A 16,477-nucleotide genomic window follows, 5' to 3' on the forward strand; every position below is an offset into this window, starting at 1 on the left:
GTGCCAACAAGTAATCGGCGCGTTCGCCGGCGATGCGGCGCATGCCCGCCTTCAACCAGGCCGCCGCGCCCTCCCCCCCGGTATAAAAGAAGAACGCGAGCACGATACTCAGCGCCAACAAACCCAAACCGTGCGTAACGGCAATCGCAGCCGCCAGAATCCACTTGCCGGCCGGCGCCGCAAGCGCACGCATTTGCGCGATCAGTTCAGAGTTGCTGCTCGTTACGTTCGCCCAGAACGTCTCGATGTTCGAGCCAACCAGCGGGATTCGTCCAACCCACGGCGGCAAATCCGGCAAGCCAGCCTCGAAGAGCCTCTGTACCAACGCGACGATGTCGTGAACGTGCGCACCAAAGGCAAAGCCCGCATAGACGAACGGGCCAAGCACCACAATCAGAATAATGAGCACGATCAACGTCGCGGCGAGCTTTCGCCGCCCCCCCACCGCTGTAGTGAGCCGCCGGTACAGGCCCCACGAGCTATAACTGAGAATGGCGCCCCACAACAGCGCTGTTGTAAAAGGCGCAAGCACCAGCAGGGAGCCACCTACCAATATGATCAACGCGAACACTGCAGCGAGACGTTCAATCAGTTGGTCCGATTTCACTATGAATCTCCTGTTGTGCCAGACCACAGCGACGAATAGGCATACGCTTGTCAGTCGCCCGCCGACGGTGGTCAGTATAGGAGCGAGCCACACCCCTGGGCATGTCTTATATCATCCGGCCAAGACGCCGCGCAACGCATCTGGCGCCTCCCGCAAGGGGCTTATTTTTAATGTGGAAACGTCCCAATCCATCCGGCATAGTCAGCCAAATAATATGGCGGCATAGAAAAGACTAGAATATAAGGTTCTGTGCCTCCCAATTTCCGGATTTATGCGCTCGCGAATCGCCAAACGTCTCCCCCCCGATGCCGACAAGCTTGTCGGTCTCTCGCTCGCGCTTTTCGCGTCGGGCAGCCGCACCGAAGACCGCTTCTGGGAAGCGAAGCTCGATGCGCTGCTGACCAAGATCGTCCGTAACGCCAACCAGACTACGCTGGACGCCGCGCTCGATCATCTGCAGCAGAATCATCCCGATGCTTACGGCGCACTCGCCGACATGGCGGAAACGCACAGCGAGTCGTTCATCGTCGACCATGAAGGCGCTCCTTATGAAGCGCTGCTGATCGCCGCGCCCGTGCTGGCCTGGACTCGCTACATGATTCCTTCCGGCCCGCTCAAAGTGGACGCAGCCGACGCGCTGCGCGCGCACCTGCAAGCGCACGTGCTCGCGGCAAATACGCGTGTGGCCATGGTGCCGTTCCTGTACAGCATCGACCAACTGCCGCGTCACCACGTCGAAACCTGGCGCATTGCCCAGCAACTCGCTCAAGCAGCCATGGCGGGTGGCAACGTCAAACTCAATTTTGGCGAGCTGCCGGAAACCTCGCCCATCCTGGCCGACCCGCGCTTTCTGCTGGCTGTGGTCGCGGCGCCGGTAGGCGAGCCGGCGTTTCGCTGGCAGGAAGAAGAAAACGGCAGCCGGATTGAGCGTGGTCAATGCCTCGAACAATGGGCAACGCAAGGCGGCGCCAATCTGTCGCTGGTGCTGCCCGGATGTGAGTTCGAGTGTCTGCTGCCGGATGCCTATTATTCGGCCTGCCGCGACGCCGACGAACGGGTGCGCCCTCACACGGTACGCACCGCCGTCCGCTACCTGTTCGACACAATCGGTGCGGCGCCACAGGAACTGCGCGCGGTTGTCGCAGGGTTCGGCGAGCGCCGTATCGACGAATACCGCGTCGGCTTCACGCGCCGCGGCAGCAATGATGTGATCTACGGCGTCGTATGGCCGCTTTACGGCCGCGAGAACGGCGAGCCCGGCATCGACGAAGAACCGCAAGAGACCGCTGCGTCAGACGACCCACTCGAAGAAATCGTCGCATTGCTCAAGGAAACCGGCGTGACAGACGTGCGCCGCCACTCGGGCCGCTTCGAGCCGGAATATTGCGATGACTGCGGTGTGCCGCTCTATGCGGACCCGCTCGGCGAAATCGTCCACGCCGAGATGCCGGAGGACGCGGAGCCCGCGCAACCGCATTTCCACTGACCCGCCAGCGCCGGCGTCATTGCGCCGCCGTCGACATCAGAAAGCCCCGCCGCGTGCGGGGCTTTTTTTATGTCATTCCTCCTATGCCTTTTGGACAGGGGGTCAAACCGAAGGGAATTTGTCATCATAGTGCCGGTGGTGCATCGCAATGCGCCCGGCACCTTCGCCGGCCCACACGCATCGCGCCACCTCGCCCGATTCATCTGGAGACACGGCATGCGATTCTCAATACTCAACTCAGACGCGGAACGACGCGATGGACTCAAAGCACTGCTGCGGCAAATCGACCGGCTAGCGCGCTTTAACGAAGCACAGGATTGGCGTCAGGTTGAACGTACGCTCAAGCGTCTGCGTCCCGACCTGCTCGTGATTGACTGGCAGGACTGGATGTCAGTCGACGACACCCGTCATCTGCTCAGCCATTACCCGGACCTGCGCATTGCAGTGCTGACCGACAAGGTCTCTCCAACCGTCGTACGGGATCTCATGGACGAAGGTGTGCTCGGCGTGATTCCGCGCGAAACCGACCCATGCCTGATCGTGCGCGCTTTCGAGATGGTGCTGCTGGGCGGTCACTATGTGCCGCCCGGCGCGTTGGCGCTCAATCCTCCGCTACCGCCGGATGCCACCATCCGGCCGTTCGATGAAAAGAGTCCACCACCACGCCGGGCCAAACTTTCCAACGGCCTGTCGCCCCGCCAGGAGCAGATCATGCGCTGCGTCCACATGGGCAGCACCAACAAGATGATTGCGCGCACGCTCGGCATCAGTGAAGGCACCGTCAAGATCCATCTGACCAGCATATTTCAGCAACTCGGAGCGCCTAACCGCGCCGCCGCGGTCGCGCTGTACAACGGCTGGCTGTCGGCTCACTTGCAAGTACTGCGCAACGATGGCGGAGGTCAGGTTCGTCCGGTAATGGGGCAAGCCGGAGTGGTGCCATTGCGGCGCCGCACACTGCGGCGCTTCCAATATCCGTTGCCAGCGAACGACACGGCCGACACGCTGCCAATAGCGGCCGAACCGAGCACGCCATACGGCGATGCGCCCGCCGGGTTGACGGCGGAACCGGTCACGCAAGATTCGGCATAACGTCAGCCGGCGCGCGCGCCAGAATCGAAACGCGCGTTTTCTCGCGGCGTTCGCGCCGGCTGGCATGGAATCCGCTCACACCTTTTCTCGTCCAACGAGTAATATGAGATACATGGGTTTCCTCTACACACCGCTTCCGTTCTGGGTCGCTGTCGGTGGCTGGATCGCCACTGCGATAGTGGTCGCGCTCGCGCTGTGGAAAAATCCTTTCAAACGACTTCAGGACGGCACACTCCAGCACGTCTGGCTCGCAATCATCGTTGCGGTGTCCGTGCTGTGGGCGAGCAACGCGTGGCTCGACGACGGTACTGTCATGCATCTGCTCGGCGCCACGCTGGTTGTCACATTATTCGATTGGGCACTGGCGCTGATCGCCATGGCGATCGTCACCGGTCTCGCCGCTGTCGTCTTCGACGCCCCCTGGCAGGGCATTGCACTGACTTTCCTCGTGTTCGGTGCGTTGCCTGTCGGTATCTCGACCTTGATCCAACGCGCCAGCATCGCCTGGCTGCCGCGTAACCTCTTCATGTTCATTTTCGGCCAGGGTTTTGTCTCACCCGCCATTGCCGTGTCGCTTACGGCGGCCGCGGCGCTCGGCGTTCACATCACACTCGCAGACGGTTCAATGACCGTGGTGCCGGTCGGCTACGCGTTCAGCGTGCTTCTGCTCGCCACTGGCGAAGCCTGGTTCACGGGCATGTCGACGGCATTGATCGCGGTCTACCGCCCTGCGTGGGTTACCACTTATGATGTGCGTCGATATCGATTGGGCGGGCCACGCACCTGACACGGGCGCGGCATCGAGCACGTATCGACGGCAATCTGCCATCCCGGCACATAAAGCGCCTGAGTCCCCGCACCACGACAGGACAAAATATTTGTGTCAGGATTGAACTCATCCCTCTCGCCAGGCATCTTACGTGCCTCATGTCTTATTAGCGTCTAACGAACTAGATGGATCGCACCAACGTACCGCGCCGATTGCTGCGGTTGGTCGGCCGGTTAGCAACATTTGCAGCGAGTCTCTCGCTCATTTGCACTGCTCCCGCATACGCCGATCAACTCGAACAGCACAACGATCTCGTCAACAAATTTGTCAATGACATGCATGCGGACCCGCTAGTCGCGGACTGCGCTGCCCATGGCAATTTTGTTGCAAGCACATCGACCGCCTTCGACCATGTCGAATTTCCGCCCAGCTCCTTCGACAGCGCGCATGCGGCAGTCACGCCCTGGAACGATTCGTTCGACGAAGGCAAGCAGCGCGTCAAGGTGGACAACATCGTTACCGTCGAGGGCCTCGGTATCCGCCAGAGCGGCGGTGGAGATCCAGCCGATCTCAAATTCCGTTGCGGCTATGTGGGCGCCCAGATGCTGGCGTTCAGCTGGAACGATCCGGTGCCGCCGGCCCGTGCGCACAGCACCGGGTCAACGGGATCGCGAGCGTCCTCGGGCAAGCATAAGGGTGTGAAGGGCAAGCACTCGGCCAGCGGTAAAACTACGAAGAAAGCAACCGGCAAGTCCTCGAAGGCAAGCTCGGGAAAATCTTCGCGAGCAACTTCCAGCAAGTCTTCAGGTAAGTCTGCGAGCAAATCGACCGCGAAGAAGTCCCCAGCGAAAAAGACTCAATAGCGGACAAGAGCGAAGGCCGCGTCAACGGGTCCGCACTACGAATTTGGCTCGCACCCAGCAAAAAACGGGGCACACACTTCCAGAGTGTGTGCCCCGTTTCTTTATGCGGCGTCCAGTTACGCGAACGTCTCCACGTGTCGCAAAATAGCCTGCAGCATGGCGGCGCCCAGCGACGCGCTACGCTCCCCGTTCCAACCCACCCGCTCGTCCGGCAGATTGGCGTTGTCCTTGAACGGCATCTCCAGCGTCAACGACAGACAGCCGAATTCGTTGCCGATGTACTTCGAAGCCAGCTTGAGCGCGTCCTCACGATACTTGCTCGCGGCGTAGCCGTACTTGTCCTGGAAATCCGGGCTCGCATGCTTGAATGCTTCGATGAACGCTTTCTGCTCCTCGCCCTGCCGCTCGGTGAAACCCGGCAGCATTTCGGAGCCGGCCACGAACACGTACGGCAGCGCCTCGTCGCCGTGGATATCGAAAAAGAGGTCGCAACCGGTCGCGTGAATCGCATCACGCACCACGAGCACCTCGGGACTGCGCGCGGCGTCCGGTTCCATCCATTCGCGGTTCAGGTTCGCGCCCGTCGCGTTAGTGCGCAAATTGCCGTGCACGCTGCCATCCGGATTCATGTTCGGCACGATGTAGAACACCGCGTGATCGTAGAGCTTGCGCGCCACCGGATCGCCCGCCCAATCGCCCCAACCCGCGAGACGCTTGACGAGACCTTCGATAAACCATTCAGCCATCGTCTCACCAGGATGCTGACGCGCGATCAGCCAGATCTTCTTCTTGGGCGTGTCGCCGGTTTGCGGAGTACCAAGCGTCAGCAGCGACATCGGCCGGCCTTCGACGGTCCTGCCCAACTCTGTGAGCGTGGCCTGCGGCATCTGCTGGATCGCGCCGAGAAACTCCGAGTGACGTTCCTCGCTATACGGCTCGAAATACGCGTAGTAGATGCGGTCGAAATCCGGCGTGTGGTCGATCGTCAACACACGGCCGTCGTAGGAAGTCGGCACGCGGAACCAGTTCACGCGGTCATAGCTTGCCACTGCCTGGTAGTCGCGCCAGCCTTCGGCGAAAGCGCACGCCGCAGCATTTTCGAAGGTCATCACGCAGCGCTCGCCGGCCGCGCCGGACAACCGGAAATAAAACCACTGCGCGAACTCGGCCTGACTGTCGGGCCGCACGCGCAAACGGATGTTGCCGGCGTCTTCGCAGGCCAGCACTTCGATCGCGCCCGCATCGAAGTTGCTCGTAATCGATAACGTCATGATGTTCTTCCCTGCTTGTGTGCGCGGCGATCGCTTAGTCAGCGATGCGGCGGCGGAATACGTAGGTGGAATCGTTCGAGGCTTCGGCGTCGAACGCGTAGCCTTCGGCGTTGAAGGCCTTCAGTTGCTCGGGCTTGTCGAGACGGTTTTCGACCGCGTAGCGCGCCATCAGACCGCGTGCGCGCTTTGCGTGGAAACTGATGATCTTGTAGCGGCCGCCCTTCCAGTCTTCGAACACCGGCGTGATGATCGGCGCTTCGAGCACCTTGGGCTTGACCGACTTGAAGTACTCACCCGACGCACAGTTGACCAACACGCGTGAGGCGGCAGCGCGCTTCTTCAATTGCGCGTTCAAAGCCTGCGTGATCCGTTCACCCCAGAACGCGTACAGATCCTTGCCGCGCGTATTGGCAAAGCGCGTGCCCATTTCGAGGCGGTACGGTTGCAGCAGATCGAGCGGACGCAACAAACCGTACAGGCCGGAAAGCACGCGCACATGATTCTGCGCGTAATCCAGATCGGCCGACGACAACGTTCTGGCATTGAAGCCTTCGTACACATCGCCGTTGAACGCGAGCACGGCCTGCTTGGCGTTGTGCGTGCCGAAACTGGGCGACCATTCCGCGTAACGCTGGAAATTGAGGTGCGCGAGTTGATCCGAAATGCTCATCAACGAACCGATCTGCTGCGGCGACAAAAGGCGCAATCCGCCGATCAATTCGGCCGCATCGTCGACGAAATCGGGGATCGTGTGCTTTTTGACGTGCGGAGGGGTTTCGTAGTCGAGCGATTTCGCCGGCGACAGAACGATTATCATAGAGGCTTGCAGGCACGCCGTGCCTGGCGGTCAAAGACGAAAGCCAGATTGTAACGAATGCCCGGTTCCCATGCCTCACACGGCGCTCTGCGCGTCGTCCTCGATTCCAATGTGTGGATCGATATTCTCGTGTTCGACGATCCGCACACGCGGCCGATCCGCGCCGCGCTCGAAAGTGGCGCACTCTCCGCGCTGATCGACGCGCGCTGCCTCGCCGAACTTACCTACGTGCTCGACTACCCGCAATTCGTGCATCGCAATGTGGACAAGGCGGCGGCGCTTGCCGTCGTTGCACGCCTCACGCAGTTGGTCGAACCCGCTGCGCCCGCGGAAGATGCCAGGCCGTTGCCGAAATGCAAAGACCGCGACGACCAGAAATTCCTCGAACTCGCGCACGCGGCGCAAGCCGACTGGCTGGTGTCGAAAGACCGCGCGGTGTTGAAACTGGCCAAGCGGATTGCGCGTGACTTCGGTTTCCAGATTGCGCAGCCTGCGCCGTTCGTCAGCGTCTGCGTGAGCGCGGCACACGAGCCAGCGCCCGTATGACCCCTGGCCGGATGGCCAACGTCGGGCCGACTGCGCGCACGCAGGGCCACGATTCCCTACAATCAGGCTTCGTCCTTTTCGAACGACGTCTTTCACCAACTCACTCGACCACGCTCCGGACAGCGCCATGAATGCACCGCACGACACGCCCATGAGTCCCTCGTTTCCGTCCCGCCTGCCGGACGTCGGCACGACGATTTTCACCGTGATGAGCGCGCTCGCCGCCGAAAAAGGCGCGGTGAACCTCGGCCAGGGCTTTCCCGACTTCGGTTGCGACCCCCGCATTGTCGACGCGGTCGCGAGCGCCATGCGCGACGGCCACAATCAATACCCGCCGATGGCCGGCGCCGCGCCGCTGCGTCAGGCGATTTCGGACAAGATCGCCAACCTGTACGGCCGCCGCTACGACGCCACCAGCGAGATCACCGTGACGGCAGGCGCCACCCAGGCGCTGCTGACCGCGATTCTCTGTACCGTGCATCCGGGCGACGAAGTGATCGTGGTCGAGCCGACCTACGACAGTTACCTGCCATCGATCGAGCTGGCCGGCGGCAAGCCGGTATTCGTCACGCTCGACGCGCCCGACTACGCGATCCCGTTCGACAAGCTCGCCGCCGCGATCACGCCGAAAACGCGGCTCCTGCTGATCAACACCCCGCACAATCCGACCGGCACGGTCTGGCGCGCGGAAGATATGCGCAAGCTCGAAGAAATCGTGCGCGGCACCAACGTGCTGATTCTGTCCGACGAAGTCTACGAACACATGGTGTACGACGGCGCGCCGCACGAAAGCGTGGCGCGTTATCCGGAACTGGCGCAGCGCAGTTTCGTGGTGTCGAGCTTCGGCAAGACCTACCACGTCACCGGCTGGAAGATCGGCTACGTGGCCGCGCCCGCCGCGCTCACGGCTGAATTCCGCAAAGTGCACCAGTTCAACGTGTTTACGGTCAACACGCCGATGCAGGTCGGCCTCGCGGAATATATGAAGGATCCGGCACCGTATCTGGATCTCCCCACGTTTTATCAGAAGAAACGCGACTACTTCCGCGCCGGCCTCGCGAATTCACGCTTCAGGCTGCTGCCTTGCACGGGCACCTACTTTCAGTGCGTCGACTATTCGGCGATCAGCGATTTGCCCGAAGCCGAATTTGCGCAATGGCTGACCGGCGAGATCGGTGTCGCGGCAATTCCCGTTTCGGCGTTCTATCACGAGGCGCATGAATCGGGCGTGGTGCGCTTCTGCTTTGCCAAGCAGGAAGCCACCCTCGCCACGGCGCTCGACCGGCTGGCGCGGCTCTAGGACGCCCCGCGCGATGCTGCGAACGAACCCACGTTCCTCGCCATCGCGCGCAGCGGCCCATGCGTGCGTTGCACGCCCGAGCTCATTTCGCACGCAACGCCACCGCCACGCCTCAAGCCGGACGCGAGGCCGCGATATACGCCTTGCGATCATCGGTCACGCGCTGCGCGGCCGGTCGGGCGTTGATCGCCTTCACATAGCTTTTCCAGTCCACGCCGGCGTCGAGCAGAAAATCGCGGCCGTAGATGGTCTGCGTCGCCATGCCCACCAGCGGCAAGCTCACAAACCCCGCTGCGTCGGCGACACTGAAGCGCTCGCCGCGCAGATACGGCCCGAACTTCGCAATCCGCTTGAAGCCGGCAATGTGATGCGCGAGCAGCTTCTCGACGCGCCCCTTGGTCGCGTCAGTCACGGTGCCGCCGAAGAATGCTTCCTTGTAGAGATTGCGCGCGGTCAGTTCGAGATGCACATCCACGAACATGATCAGTTCGCGCTCTTTGGCCGCTTCCCACGGATCAGCGGAGAAAATCGCCTTGTCGGGAAAACGCGCGGCCAGATACTCGACGATGCCTTGCGATTCGCACAGATCGCCGTGTTCGGTCTGGATATAGGGCACCTTGCCGAGCGGAGAATGCTCGAGCATGGTCTCTTCCTGGCTCGGCAGCACGAACACTTCCTCGAACGGAATGCCGTGTTCGAGGAGCACGAACTTCACCTTGTTGTAATAGTTAGAGAGCGCGAAACCGCACAGCTTGATCATCGGGTGTCTCCTTTCTTCCGGTTGTTTGAGACCGCCCGTCAAAATCAACGCGGCGGCCTTCGATCAATCATCCAGTAAATTGCACGATCGTGCTATTCTAAAATAACCATGGAGTCGAGCATCACAATGACCTCTCGCAATTTCAGCATCGAGACTATCGGCATTGTCGGAACCGGTGCAATGGGCCGTGGCATCGCCCAGATTGCCGCACTGGCGGGTCTCACCGTACGTCTATACGACACGAACCCTGCTGCGATCGGCGCCGCGCGCGACTACCTTGCCGAGACTTTCGCCAAATTGACTGCCAAAGGCAAGCTCGACCAGGCCCGTTCGCTCGCCGCGCTGGCGAACGTGAGCGGCGCGCAGGTCGTCGGCGATCTGGCCGATTGCGATCTGGTCGTCGAGGCGATCGTTGAAAAGCTCGATGTGAAGCAAGCGCTCTTTCGCGAACTCGAAACGGTGGTGAGTGGCCGTTGCGTGCTGGCGTCGAACACGTCGTCGTTGTCGATTACCGCGATTGCGGCGGGCTGCACGAACCCATCGCGGGTGGCCGGTTATCACTTCTTCAATCCGGTTCCGTTGATGAAGGTCGTCGAAGTGATCGACGGCCTGCGCAGTGATCCCGCCGTCGGCGACGCGCTGATGGAACTCGCGCGACGCATGGGCCACACGCCGGTGCGTGCGAAAGACATGCCCGGCTTCATCGTCAATCATGCCGGCCGCGGCATGAATACCGAAGGCCTGCGGGTAGCCGGCGAAGGCGTGGCGAGTTTTGCCGACATCGACCGCATCATGCGCGAGCAGGCAGGCTTTCGCCTCGGCCCGTTCGAACTGCTCGATCTGACCGCGCTCGATGTATCGCATCCAGTGATGGAATCGATCTATCACCAGTTCTATGAAGAACCGCGCTTCACACCGTCGCCGATCACAGGCACTCGGCTTGCGGGCGGGCTGATCGGCCGCAAAACAGGCGAAGGCTTTTACCGCTATGAAGACGGTAAGCAGCAAGTTCCCGCGGAAGCGCCCGCGCCAACTGAACTGCCGCACAGCGTGTGGGTCAGCAAGCGCTATCCGGAGGCGCATGAAGCCGTCGTGCAACTCGTCGCCAAAGCTGGCGTCAAACTCGACGAAGGCGCGGTGCCCGCAGCGGACTCGCTGATCGTCGTGACACCGTTCGGTCATGACGCGACTACCGCCTCCGTCGACGAAGCACTCGATGCAACTCGCGTTGTTGCTATCGACGCCCTCTTCCCGCTGGCCGCCGCGCAGCGCCGCACGCTGATGACAACACCCGCTACCAGTCGCGCCGCACGCGAGACCGCGCACGCACTGTTTGCCGCGGATGGCGTTCCCGTCACCGTGATTCGCGATTCAACCGGCTTCGTCGCGCAACGCGTCGTGGCGACCATCGTCAACATCGGCTGCGACATCGCGCAAAAACAGATCGCGATGCCGGGGGACATCGACCTCGCGGTGACGCTAGGCCTCGGCTACCCGCGCGGACCGCTCGCACTCGGCGATACATTGGGCGCGAAGACGATCCTCACCATCTTGCGCAATATCTTCAGCGTGCTCGGCGATCCACGCTATCGCCCGTCGCCCTGGCTTGCACGGCGCGCGCAACTTGGCCTGTCGCTGACGCAACGCGACGCTGCCGACACTCAAACGGAGACCCAACAATGAGCGCCGAACTGCTGACCTCACGCCCGACCGAAAGCGAATCAACGCTGGTCCTCACGCTGTCGAACCCCGGCGCACGTAATGCGCTGCATCCGGACATGTATGCCGCGGGCATCGAAGCGCTCGAATCGGTGGAGCGTGATCCGTCGATCCGCGCCGTCGTGATTACCGGCGCGGACAATTTCTTTTGTGCCGGCGGCAATCTGAACCGTCTGCTGGAAAACCGCGCGAAGGATCCGTCGGTGCAGGCCGAAAGCATCGATCTGCTCGGCGAATGGATTTCGGCGCTGCGTCTTTCGTCAAAGCCGGTGATCGCCGCCGTCGATGGCGCCGCAGCCGGTGCAGGATTTTCATTAGCACTCGCGTGCGATCTGATCGTCGCGGCGGAAGACGCCAAGTTCGTGATGTCGTATGCCCGCGTCGGTCTTACACCCGATGGCGGCGGCTCGTGGTTTCTCGCGCAAGCCTTGCCGCGTCAACTGGCGACCGAAGTGCTGATCGAAGGCAAACCGATCGGCGCCTCGCGTCTATACGATCTCGGTGTCGTCAACAAGCTAGCGAAGACCGGCACCGTGCGCGACACCGCTGTCGCCTGGGCCGACGAACTCGGCAAGATTTCGCCGAATTCGGTCGCGCGCATCAAGGGGCTCATCGGCGCGGCCGGTGCACAGCCGCTTGCTGAACATCTGGTCGCTGAGCGCGACAGCTTCGTCGCCTCACTGCACCATCGCGACGGTCTCGAAGGGATTTCAGCGTTCCTCGAAAAACGCGCTCCTGTCTACAAGTAAACATAAGTGAACGAAGGGACGATGCCTGAATATCAACTCCCCAAACGCCGCCGCATCTTCCTGATGCGTCACGGCGACGTAACCTACTTCGACGACAGCGGCCGCGCGATCGATCCTGAAACGGTGCCGTTGAATGCGAATGGCCGCGAACAGGCCAGCGCGGCAGGCCGCGTATTTGCCGAGCAGCAAGTCCGGTTCGATCGGGTGATCGTGAGCGGCTTGCCGCGCACGGTTGAAACCGCGCAACGCGTTTTGGCCGAGACCGGTCAGCAGATCGAGCTCGACATCGAGCCGGCATGGCAGGAAATTCGCGGCGGCAAGCTCAGCAACATTCCGCAGCAGGATATCGAAGCGGCATTTCTCGGCGTGTTCGACGGCATCGTGCCGGAAACAACGCGCTTTCTCGACGGCGAAACCATTGGCGCGTTGTTTGACCGCGTGTTGCCCGCGGTGGCGGCGTTGCGCGAGGACACGTCGTGGGACACCGTGCTGCTGGTGCTGCACGGCGGCGTGAATCGCGCGATTCTGTCGCACGCGCTCACCGCCGGCGGCCGCACTTTCTTCGGCCATCTGGCGCAGGCCACCGGTTGCATCAACGCGCTCGACGTCGGCGCCGAGTCGCGCGACTGGGTGCTGCGCGCGATCAACTATTCACCGCCGTCGCCGCTCCATCGCGACGTTCGCAACACCACGATGGAAATGCTCTACGCACAATTCATTCAATACAAGCGTAGCTGAACCCGAACTGGAGGAGACACATGGTGCAAGCCACACAGACCGGCGAACCAGAACAGAAACCGGATTACTCGGCCTTCGAGGGCACGCGCCCGGTCAACGAGCGGCAACGCTTCGACAGCGACGCGCTCGCCGCGTGGCTAACCCAGCATGTCGATGGATTTGCCGGACCGCTCACCTTGGAGCAATTCGCCGGCGGCCAATCGAACCCCACCTTCAAACTCGTCACGCCGTCGCGCTCGTACGTGATGCGCGCGAAGCCCGGCCCGGCCGCGAAGTTATTGCCCTCGGCGCACGCGGTCGAACGCGAATACCGCGTGATGCATGCACTTGCAGACACCGACGTGCCCGTCGCAAACATGCTCGCCTTGTGCGAAGACGAAAGTGTGATCGGCCGGGCGTTCTACGTGATGGAGTTCGTCGAAGGCCGCGTGCTGTGGGACCAGTCTCTACCCGGCATGACGCCTGCAGAGCGCGCGGCAATTTACGACGAAATGAATCGCGTGATCGCCGCGCTGCATAGCGTCGACGTCACGTCGATCGGTCTTGCCGACTACGGCAAACCGGGTAATTACTTCGCACGCCAGATCGGCCGTTGGAGCAAACAGTACGTCGCGTCCGAAACCGAACCGATCGACGCGATGCAGCGTCTGATCGAATGGCTGCCGCAGCATATGCCGGCGGAAACGAGCGAGCGCGCCTCGGTCGTACATGGCGACTACCGGCTCGACAACCTGATCTTCCATCCCACCGAGCCGCGCGTACTGGCCGTACTCGACTGGGAACTATCGACGCTCGGTGACCCGCTCGCCGACTTCGCGTATCACTGCATGGCGTGGCACGTCGACCCGGCGCAATTCCGCGGCATTGCGGGCCTCGACTGGGCGGCCCTCGGCATTCCCGACGAAGCGCAGTACGTCGAGCGCTATTGCAAGCGCACCGGCTTCGAGATCCACGGCGACTGGAATTTCTATCTCGCGTACAACATGTTCCGCATCGCGGCGATCCTGCAAGGGATCATGAAGCGTGTAGTCGATGGCACCGCGGCCAGCGCTCAGGCGCTCGATGCCGGCCGTCGCGCGAAGCCGATGGCCGAACTCGCCTGGCGCTACGCACAGAAAGTACGTTAAGCAAATCGGCGCCAGATTGCACTCCCGAACAAACGTCATTCGTCATCCGCGAGGTCATACATGAATTTCGATTACACCCCGAAGGTGCAGGCGCTGCGCGAGAAACTGCTCGCCTTCTTCGACGAGCACATCTATCCGAATGAGCAGGCGTTCTATGCCGAGATCGCCTGCAATCGTCAGAACGGCAACGCATGGCTGCCGACCGAACTGATCGAACAACTGAAACAGAAAGCGCGCGACGCCGGTTTGTGGAACCTGTTCCTGCCTGAATCGGTACGCGGCGCCGGTCTGACGAATCTTGAATACGCGCCGCTCTGCGAGATCATGGGCCGTGTGCCTTGGGCGCCGGAAGTGTTCAACTGCAATGCGCCCGACACTGGCAACATGGAAACGATCGAGCGCTACGGCAGCGACGACAACAAGCGCGAATGGCTCGAACCGCTGCTGCAAGGGCACATCCGCTCGGCGTTTCTGATGACCGAGCCGGAGGTAGCCTCGTCGGACGCGACCAATATCCAGACGAGCATCGTGCGCGATGGCGACACCTACGTGATCAACGGTCACAAGTGGTGGTCGTCCGGTGCGGGGGACCCGCGCTGCAAGGTCTACATCGTGATGGGCAAGACCGATCCTGAGGCGCCACGTCATGCGCAGCAGTCGATGATCCTGGTCCCCGCCGACGCGACCGGCATCACCGTGCACCGCCCGCTCACCGTATTCGGCTACGACGACGCGCCCCACGGCCACATGGAAATCACGCTCGAAAACGTGCGCGTGCCGGCTACCAATATGCTGCTCGGCGAAGGGCGCGGCTTCGAAATCGCCCAAGGCCGCCTCGGACCGGGACGCATCCACCACTGCATGCGTTTGATCGGTCTCGCCGAACGCGCGCTCGAACTCATGGCCAAACGCTCCATGCAACGCGTCGCTTTCGGCAAACCGGTTTCCGCACAGGGCGTCACGCAGGAGCGCATGGCCGAAGCGCGCTGCATGATCGAACAGGCGCGCCTGCTGACGCTGAAGACCGCGTACATGATGGACACGGTCGGCAACAAGGGCGCGCGTGGCGAGATCGCCATGATCAAGGTGGTCGCGCCGAATATGGCATGCCAGGTGATCGACTGGGCGATCCAGGCGCACGGCGGCGGCGGCGTCAGCGACGATTTCCCGTTGGCGTATGCATACGCCAACGCGCGGACGTTGCGCTTCGCCGATGGCCCCGACGAAGTGCACCGCAACGCGATCGCAAAGCTCGAACTGGCGCGTTATATGGATGCGGGTGCTGCGGCCCGAGTGGAAACGCCGATTACGCGGGTTTGAGGTCGGGGATGGGGCGGTAGCCGACGGCGCGCGGGTTCACGGCCAGCAGCATTGTCCGATCTATGCTCTAATTTTCGTCAACAGCGGCGCCCTTTGTGGCGCCGCTTTCACGAAACGAAGGAGCCAGGATGATCGATGTCTATAGCTGGGCAACCCCGAACGGCCATAAGGTTCACATCATGCTCGAGGAAACGGGCCTCGCGTACACGGCGCACGGCGTCGATATCGGCGCGGGCGACCAGTTCAAACCCGAGTTCTTGGCGATTAGCCCGAACAACAAGATTCCGGCGATCGTCGATTCCGAAGGTCCTAAAGACGCCGACGGCAAGCCGTTCGCGCTATTCGAATCAGGCGCGATTCTGATTTATCTGGCGGAGAAAACCGGCAAGTTGCTGCCGACTGATCCGGCCGCACGCTATGCGACGCTGCAATGGCTGATGTTTCAGATGGGCGGCATCGGTCCGATGCTTGGACAAACACATCATTTCCGCATTTATGCGCCGGAGCCAATCGAATACGCGATCAATCGCTACACGAACGAAACGCGGCGTCTCTATGGCGTGATGGATACGCAGCTCGGCAAGACACAGTATCTGGCCGGCAACGACTACACGATCGCTGACATCGCCGCATTTCCGTGGACGCGCTCGTGGCAAAACCAGGGCATCGAGCTGGATACGTTCCCGCATGTGAAGCGGTGGCACGAAGAAATTGCCGCGCGTCCGGCGGTGGTACGCGGTGTTGACGTGCTGGCGTCGGCCCGCAAGCCGCTCATGGACGACAAGGCTAAGGAAATGCTGTTCGGCGCGACGCAGTACGCGAAGCGGTAGGCATGCCGTCGTCCCTTGGCATCGGCGCTCGTTCACATTGACAACGACCACGGCATTGCCATCTGTTGAGGCATCGACATAAAAAAGCGCGAGACGGCATCACTGCCACTCGCGCTTTTTTGCCAACCGATCGGCTGTGAACGGTTAGAAATAGTGCCGCGTGATGAACTCCGCGACGCAGACCGGCCGTTCACTGCCCAGCCGCTCCAGCGTCACATTCCACTCAACCTGCACACCGCCGTTGTCGACGTCGGTGACGGACTCCACCGCAAACCGGGCGCGCAACTGTGAGCCGACCAGCACCGGTGACGTGAACCGCACACGATTCAATCCGTAGTTGACGCCCATGCGCTGCTTAGAGCGTGTTAGGCACTTTGTGTGAGACCTGGTATCCTGGTGGGATGAAAAGAGCAGACCGCAAAGGGTATCCGAGCGATGTATCCGACGAAGAATGGAGCTTCGCGGCACCGTATCTGACGCTGA

At 61.6% G+C, this 16,477-nt stretch carries 16 protein-coding genes and 2 pseudogenes; 13 read left to right on the forward strand and 5 right to left on the reverse strand.

The window, feature by feature from the left end:
• Positions 1-607, reverse strand: a 607-nt coding sequence (locus tag FSO04_RS42265; RefSeq protein WP_168436015.1) for an AI-2E family transporter, incomplete at its 3' end; no start/stop codon positions are given.
• A 271-nt stretch (positions 608-878) separates the two neighbouring features.
• Here FSO04_RS42265 and FSO04_RS42270 point away from each other — a divergent pair.
• The 4 genes from FSO04_RS42270 (at position 879) to FSO04_RS42285 (ending at position 4,817) form a co-directional block, all read left to right on the forward strand.
• On the forward strand, positions 879-2,093 hold the full coding sequence (locus FSO04_RS42270; RefSeq protein WP_154567303.1) for a DUF2863 family protein: 1,215 nt from the start codon (positions 879-881) through the stop codon (positions 2,091-2,093).
• 216 nt (positions 2,094-2,309) lie between these two features.
• Entirely contained in the window at positions 2,310-3,185 is an 876-nt protein-coding gene (locus tag FSO04_RS42275; RefSeq protein WP_154567304.1) for a response regulator transcription factor, read from the forward strand.
• 112 nt (positions 3,186-3,297) lie between these two features.
• A complete protein-coding gene (locus FSO04_RS42280; RefSeq protein ID WP_093639753.1) occupies positions 3,298-3,972 on the forward strand; it encodes an energy-coupling factor ABC transporter permease in 675 nt (224 codons plus the stop codon).
• Between the two features lie 167 nt (positions 3,973-4,139).
• Positions 4,140-4,817, forward strand: a complete 678-nt coding sequence (locus FSO04_RS42285) for a BspC domain-containing protein (RefSeq protein ID WP_154567305.1) — start codon at positions 4,140-4,142, stop codon at positions 4,815-4,817.
• 116 nt (positions 4,818-4,933) lie between these two features.
• On the opposite strand, the gene FSO04_RS42290 is transcribed toward FSO04_RS42285, so the two are convergent.
• Together FSO04_RS42290 and yaaA are read right to left on the reverse strand one after the other, a co-directional pair.
• Positions 4,934-6,088, reverse strand: coding sequence for a M14 family metallopeptidase (locus tag FSO04_RS42290; protein WP_154567306.1), 1,155 nt, complete (start codon positions 6,086-6,088; stop codon positions 4,934-4,936).
• 34 nt (positions 6,089-6,122) lie between these two features.
• Positions 6,123-6,905 carry a peroxide stress protein YaaA gene (gene yaaA, locus FSO04_RS42295; RefSeq protein ID WP_097391901.1) on the reverse strand — a complete coding sequence of 261 codons (783 nt, stop codon included), beginning with the start codon at positions 6,903-6,905 and terminating at the stop codon, positions 6,123-6,125.
• Between the two features lie 57 nt (positions 6,906-6,962).
• Here yaaA and FSO04_RS42300 point away from each other — a divergent pair, with 57 nt between their 5' ends.
• Positions 6,963-7,451: a putative toxin-antitoxin system toxin component, PIN family gene (locus FSO04_RS42300; RefSeq protein ID WP_154567307.1), complete on the forward strand. Its 489-nt coding sequence runs from the start codon at positions 6,963-6,965 to the stop codon at positions 7,449-7,451.
• A 127-nt stretch (positions 7,452-7,578) separates the two neighbouring features.
• The gene (locus tag FSO04_RS42305; RefSeq protein WP_154567308.1) at positions 7,579-8,751 is read left to right on the forward strand and encodes a pyridoxal phosphate-dependent aminotransferase; all 1,173 of its coding nucleotides are present in this window, start codon (positions 7,579-7,581) and stop codon (positions 8,749-8,751) included.
• A gap of 112 nt (positions 8,752-8,863) precedes the next feature.
• Here the strand turns inward: FSO04_RS42305 and FSO04_RS42310 are convergent, their stop codons facing one another.
• Entirely contained in the window at positions 8,864-9,511 is a 648-nt protein-coding gene (locus FSO04_RS42310; RefSeq protein ID WP_154567309.1) for a glutathione S-transferase family protein, read from the reverse strand.
• A gap of 126 nt (positions 9,512-9,637) precedes the next feature.
• On the opposite strand from FSO04_RS42310, the gene FSO04_RS42315 reads away from it, so the two are divergent.
• The 6 genes from FSO04_RS42315 to FSO04_RS42340 all read left to right on the forward strand — a co-directional run bounded on the left by FSO04_RS42315 (position 9,638) and on the right by FSO04_RS42340 (position 15,994).
• Positions 9,638-11,194, forward strand: a complete 1,557-nt coding sequence (locus FSO04_RS42315) for a 3-hydroxyacyl-CoA dehydrogenase (RefSeq protein WP_154567310.1) — start codon at positions 9,638-9,640, stop codon at positions 11,192-11,194.
• Complete coding sequence (locus FSO04_RS42320) at positions 11,191-11,979, forward strand: oxepin-CoA hydrolase, alternative type (RefSeq protein WP_154567311.1); 789 nt, start codon at positions 11,191-11,193, stop codon at positions 11,977-11,979. The genes FSO04_RS42315 and FSO04_RS42320 overlap by 4 nt, the downstream gene beginning before the upstream one ends.
• A 21-nt stretch (positions 11,980-12,000) precedes the next feature.
• Complete coding sequence (locus FSO04_RS42325) at positions 12,001-12,717, forward strand: histidine phosphatase family protein (RefSeq protein ID WP_154567312.1); 717 nt, start codon at positions 12,001-12,003, stop codon at positions 12,715-12,717.
• A 20-nt stretch (positions 12,718-12,737) separates the two neighbouring features.
• Positions 12,738-13,844: a phosphotransferase gene (locus tag FSO04_RS42330; protein ID WP_154567313.1), complete on the forward strand. Its 1,107-nt coding sequence runs from the start codon at positions 12,738-12,740 to the stop codon at positions 13,842-13,844.
• 60 nt (positions 13,845-13,904) lie between these two features.
• Positions 13,905-15,164, forward strand: a complete 1,260-nt coding sequence (locus tag FSO04_RS42335) for an acyl-CoA dehydrogenase family protein (RefSeq protein WP_154567314.1) — start codon at positions 13,905-13,907, stop codon at positions 15,162-15,164.
• 128 nt (positions 15,165-15,292) lie between these two features.
• On the forward strand, positions 15,293-15,994 hold the full coding sequence (locus FSO04_RS42340) for a glutathione binding-like protein (RefSeq protein WP_154567315.1): 702 nt from the start codon (positions 15,293-15,295) through the stop codon (positions 15,992-15,994).
• 144 nt (positions 15,995-16,138) lie between these two features.
• Here the strand turns inward: FSO04_RS42340 and FSO04_RS48055 are convergent.
• Positions 16,139-16,357, reverse strand: a pseudogene (locus FSO04_RS48055) (MaoC/PaaZ C-terminal domain-containing protein); the annotation flags it as partial.
• Positions 16,358-16,395: 38 nt separating this feature from the next.
• On the opposite strand from FSO04_RS48055, the pseudogene FSO04_RS48060 reads away from it, so the two are divergent.
• Positions 16,396-16,477, forward strand: a pseudogene (locus FSO04_RS48060) (IS5/IS1182 family transposase); the annotation flags it as partial.

The organism is Paraburkholderia madseniana, from assembly GCF_009690905.1.
Lineage (GTDB): Bacteria > Pseudomonadota > Gammaproteobacteria > Burkholderiales > Burkholderiaceae > Paraburkholderia > Paraburkholderia madseniana.

Coding starts and splice junctions, on each gene's coding strand:
- FSO04_RS42270 (WP_154567303.1), top strand. CDS start 879: ATGCGCTCGCGAATCGCCAAACGTCTCCCCCCCGATGCCGACAAGCTT.
- FSO04_RS42275 (WP_154567304.1), top strand. CDS start 2,310: ATGCGATTCTCAATACTCAACTCAGACGCGGAACGACGCGATGGACTC.
- FSO04_RS42280 (WP_093639753.1), top strand. CDS start 3,298: ATGGGTTTCCTCTACACACCGCTTCCGTTCTGGGTCGCTGTCGGTGGC.
- FSO04_RS42285 (WP_154567305.1), top strand. CDS start 4,140: ATGGATCGCACCAACGTACCGCGCCGATTGCTGCGGTTGGTCGGCCGG.
- FSO04_RS42290 (WP_154567306.1), bottom strand. CDS start 6,088: ATGACGTTATCGATTACGAGCAACTTCGATGCGGGCGCGATCGAAGTG.
- yaaA (WP_097391901.1), bottom strand. CDS start 6,905: ATGATAATCGTTCTGTCGCCGGCGAAATCGCTCGACTACGAAACCCCT.
- FSO04_RS42300 (WP_154567307.1), top strand. CDS start 6,963: ATGCCCGGTTCCCATGCCTCACACGGCGCTCTGCGCGTCGTCCTCGAT.
- FSO04_RS42305 (WP_154567308.1), top strand. CDS start 7,579: ATGAATGCACCGCACGACACGCCCATGAGTCCCTCGTTTCCGTCCCGC.
- FSO04_RS42310 (WP_154567309.1), bottom strand. CDS start 9,511: ATGATCAAGCTGTGCGGTTTCGCGCTCTCTAACTATTACAACAAGGTG.
- FSO04_RS42315 (WP_154567310.1), top strand. CDS start 9,638: ATGACCTCTCGCAATTTCAGCATCGAGACTATCGGCATTGTCGGAACC.
- FSO04_RS42320 (WP_154567311.1), top strand. CDS start 11,191: ATGAGCGCCGAACTGCTGACCTCACGCCCGACCGAAAGCGAATCAACG.
- FSO04_RS42325 (WP_154567312.1), top strand. CDS start 12,001: ATGCCTGAATATCAACTCCCCAAACGCCGCCGCATCTTCCTGATGCGT.
- FSO04_RS42330 (WP_154567313.1), top strand. CDS start 12,738: ATGGTGCAAGCCACACAGACCGGCGAACCAGAACAGAAACCGGATTAC.
- FSO04_RS42335 (WP_154567314.1), top strand. CDS start 13,905: ATGAATTTCGATTACACCCCGAAGGTGCAGGCGCTGCGCGAGAAACTG.
- FSO04_RS42340 (WP_154567315.1), top strand. CDS start 15,293: ATGATCGATGTCTATAGCTGGGCAACCCCGAACGGCCATAAGGTTCAC.